Annotated in this window: 3 protein-coding genes; 1 reads left to right on the top strand and 2 read right to left on the bottom strand. The window is 54.8% G+C overall.

All coding sequences use genetic code 11. From position 1 onward, the window contains the following. Positions 1-361: Zn-binding domain-containing protein (locus ACR1XV_RS21380; RefSeq protein WP_480535046.1), on the top strand; the 361-nt coding region annotated here is incomplete at its 5' end. 7 nt (positions 362-368) lie between these two features. On the opposite strand, the gene ACR1XV_RS21375 is transcribed toward ACR1XV_RS21380, so the two are convergent. Next, a protein-coding gene (locus ACR1XV_RS21375; RefSeq protein ID WP_170717543.1) for an IS3 family transposase occupies positions 369-1,720 on the bottom strand; the annotation gives its coding sequence in 2 pieces (ribosomal slippage) (positions 369-1,384 and positions 1,384-1,720; 1,353 coding nt in all). A 40-nt stretch (positions 1,721-1,760) separates the two neighbouring features. Then, a partial coding sequence (locus tag ACR1XV_RS21370; RefSeq protein WP_480535044.1) for a hypothetical protein occupies positions 1,761-2,125 on the bottom strand: 365 nt, incomplete at its 5' end.

Raw genomic sequence — 2,125 nt, 5'->3', positions numbered from 1 at the left:
AGGAAATAGATCCGCCAATACTCTTTCTACGCTCCAGCATGCGTTGGCAAGGGGTATCGAAGCCGTATTCCAACTGGAAGAAGGGGAGATACTCGTCGAACCAACACCTTCTCGCCAGGAGCGCCTAGCACTTTTGTTCTATGAAGCTGCTGAAGGCGGAGCCGGCGCTTTAGGGCAAATGATTTCGGAAACCGCCAGCATCTCGAGCGTCGCCCGCAAGGCTCTCGAAATCATGCACTTTGTCCCCGCGAGTTTTAACGGCGCCCGCACTGATCTCAGCAAATTGTCTCAAGAGTGTCCGTCATCGAATGATTTGGAACACGAGCGTTTGATTGGCTTAGGAGGATCAGGCTCGCCGTAGTTTCAATCTACGCCGCGTTCTGATGATGCAGCAAGCGGCGTTTCTGGATTGTCTGGTGTTTGATTTCCTTTCTGCGTCTGAGGATTGTTTCGGCTCGACCGAAATAGACATCGGCGGGTGTCAGATTGCTGATGCTCTCGTGGTATCGGTTGTGGTTGTAGTGATTGATGAAGTCGCCGATGGCCTGTTCGAGCGCTCCTGGCAGATAGTAGTTTTCCAGCAGGACACGGTTCTTCATCGTCTGATGCCATCGCTCAATCTTGCCCTGGGTCTGCGGATGGTTGGGCGCTCCCCGAACATGATCCATACCCTGCTCATCCAGCCATTTCGCCAACTCGCCAGAGATGTAACTGCTGCCGTTGTCGCTGAGCAGCCGGGGCTTGTGGGCAACGGTGACACTGTCACAACCTGATGCAGCCAAAGCGTCTTCCAGCGTTCCTGTGACATCGTCAGCTTTCATCGTGGTGCAAAGGCGCCAAGAGACAACGTAACGGCTGTAATCATCCAGGATCGTAGACAGGTAGAACCAGCCCCAACCGATGACTTTGAGATAGGTGAAGTCGGTCTGCCAAAGCTGGTTCGGCCGCACAGTCTTCTCATGGAATTCATCCGCCGCTTTGATGGTGATGCAGGCTGGGCTAGTGATCAGATCTTGTGCCTTCAGAAGCCTGTAAACACTGGCCTCAGAAACGAAGTAGCGCCTGGTGTCGGTGAACCGCACCGCAAGCTCGCGGGGCGATAACTCGGGTTCTTCCAGAGCCAGTTCCACGATCTGCTTGCGCACCTTGTCGGGGATGCGGTTCCAAACCCTACCTGGCCGGGAATGGCGATCCTCAAGCCCGGCCTCGCCGAAAGACAGATACCTGTCGTACCAGCGGTAGAAGGTCGTTCTGGGAATGCCGAGCTTTTCCAGTGTGCGTTTGATCGGCAGGTGCGAACCGTCAACCAGCCGGATGATCTCAAGCTTTTCGGATGCGGGATATCTCATTCGTCGTCTCCCCCATCCTCGAACATGCTTTTTTTGAGCAGCCGGTTCTCAAGGGTCAGGTCGGCGACTACCTCTTTCAGCGCCGACGATTCCGCTCTCAAATCCTTCACCTCAGAGCTGGTAGCCTGGCGTGCGGTATCGCCAGCCAACCGCTTCTTACCGGCCTCAAGGAACTCTTTCGACCAGCTGTAATACAGGCTCGTAGCTATTCCTTCACGGCGACACAGCTCCGCTATGCTGTCTTCACCACGAAGCCCATCCAACACAATACGGATCTTCTCCTCTGCCGAATGCTGGCGCCGTGTCTTCCTGCGGATGTCTTTGACAACTCTCTCTGCTGACGCTTTCTGTTTCCCGGATTTCATTCTCATCTCCACTCTCTGATGGTTACGATGAGCCTGAAATCCTCCGCTACGCAATCAACCTAGTCTGTTCCATGGGTGCTGATGGCGGACAGGATTTAAGGCGCGCACTTTCAGGGGACGGATCAGGCATCGTACCGCTGGCAACGACGCGCAATGCCTGATCGATACGCGTGCGTGTTTTTTCGAGCTGCTCAGTCACCGCATCCGTGATGTCAGTGATGCTGACAAGCTCTTGCGGATTGATTTCGCCGTTTCTGACGTAATCACGGTTCACATGTGCCACTTCGCAGCGCGCAATGGGGAACCCCGCTGCCTCAAGTACGACACGCTGGAATGCGAGATCAAAAGTGTGTTCGGGCTTTGCAGATGTCCCGCTCTTGATCTCTGTCAGAACGTACCCATCGTCACTGC

It is taken from the genome of Ruegeria sp. AD2(2025) (genome assembly GCF_056542385.1).
This window is presented reverse-complemented; position numbering and strand designations above follow the sequence as displayed.